At 34.0% G+C, this 1,774-nt stretch carries 1 pseudogene; it reads left to right on the forward strand.

Going from position 1 to position 1,774, the window contains the following annotated elements:
- Positions 1 to 145: 145 nt before the first annotated feature.
- Positions 146 to 1,523: pseudogene (locus tag AB8S09_RS15735) on the forward strand (transposase).
- The last annotated feature ends 251 nt before the right edge of the window (positions 1,524 to 1,774 follow it).

The following is a 1,774-nucleotide window of genomic DNA, read 5'->3' on the forward strand; positions in this document are numbered from 1 at the left end:
TAGGCGTTTGCGAAACGCTGTAATCCGCATAAATGCGGTATATTTCTTGCTGCAAAATAAAATAACTCCTCACTGATTTATGGTAAAATTGAATTGAATCAAAAAACAAAATCACCATTATACCTCAGAAAGGAGTTACATATTTATGATAACATATAAACAGCTTTCTTTGGCAGATATATTTTCTGACTGCAAAGAAAAATTTCAAAACAACAAGCCCCAGTTTCTTTCTTTACTTGAAAACACTATTAATCTTGATGATTTAGTTCCCATTTCTTTCATAAATCATTTTTATGCGCCCACCGGAAGACCTCGTAAATATAAGCTTTACGCTATGCTTCGTGCTTTAATCTTGCAGCGTATTTTTTCTATTCCTAAAGATTCCCTTCTGATTATCTTCCTTAAGTATTCTCAGGAATTAAGGGATTTCTGCGGCTTTCTTAAAGTTCCTGATGCCTCTAAATTCACACGCTTTAAACAGGATTTTATTCTGGACTTACAATTGATGTTTGATAATCTAGTTGATATTACTGAACCAATATGCCAACAAATTAATAAGAAACTTGCATCCATGACCATCTTCGATACTTCTGGTATTGAAGCTTTCGTAACTGAAAACAATCCTAAATATGCTAACCGCATTATAAAACAGCTTAAAACTTTTAAGAAGTTAAATGGTTTAGGTGATTCCTATGATCCTTATAAAGCTGCTTATGGTGCCATGCCTTCCCATGCTAATGCCAATCCTGCTGTCCAGCAGATGTATATTAATGGACATTTTTGCTATGCTTTTAAATTTGGTCTTGTTACCAACGGTCTTGGCATTGTAAGAAACATTTCATTTTACAATAAAAATTTCCTTAAAGCTCATCCAGATATTGTTGTTGAAAAAAAGTCCAACTCACCTGATGAGGATAAATCTCTTGCTGATGCTAAAGCTCTTATACCTGTTCTTAAGGATTTTTTAAAAAAACATCCCATGATAAACCCTAAAATATTTTTAGGCGATGCTGCCTTTGACAGCATTGAAATTTACAGCTGTCTTTTACAGGAATTAAAGTTTGAAAAAGCATACATACCACTAAAAACTAAAATCGTATCAGAAGAATCTGATTGTCCTTTGAATGAAGATGCTGTTCCCTGCTGTCCCCATGACCATTCACTGCCCATGAAACGGGAAAGTAGCAAATCACATTTGCGTTCAGGAATTCCTACAATGAAATTCGTTTGCCCTAAAATGAAATGGGTCTACAATAAAGAAACGAAAAAGAGTAAACGAAAAACTTTTTGTGAAGATCCCTGTACTAAATCATCCTGCGGCAGGATGTTTTACATTTATCCTGAAAAGAACCTGCGTGCATATCCCGGAACCGTTCGTGGTTCTCAGGAATGGAACTGCACCTATAAAATTCGTTCTGCTATAGAAAAAAGTATCGAAAATTTTAAACACAGCTGCTGTATTGCAGAGCGCAGGACACAAAATGAAAAAACTCTTCATGCTGACTTGCTTCTTGCTGGTATAACTCAGCTGATAACAGCTGTCATAGCCAATAAAATACACAGGCATGAATATATCAAAAGTCTAAAACCATTAATTGCATAAATACCAGCTATTTTAAAATTTTAGAATTAATCATGGCTTTATTTCTTATGCCCTTTTTTTCTGTTTAGCTATTATAAATTACAAGAATTACCTTTAATCTTCTAAGTACCTTTTTTTGAAATTTCTTCCCATCATCAATTCATTTTTATCAGTGAGTTTCGCAATTACCTA

The organism is Clostridium lapidicellarium, from assembly GCF_041224415.1.
Classification (GTDB): Bacteria; Bacillota; Clostridia; order Clostridiales; family Clostridiaceae; genus Clostridium_B; species Clostridium_B lapidicellarium.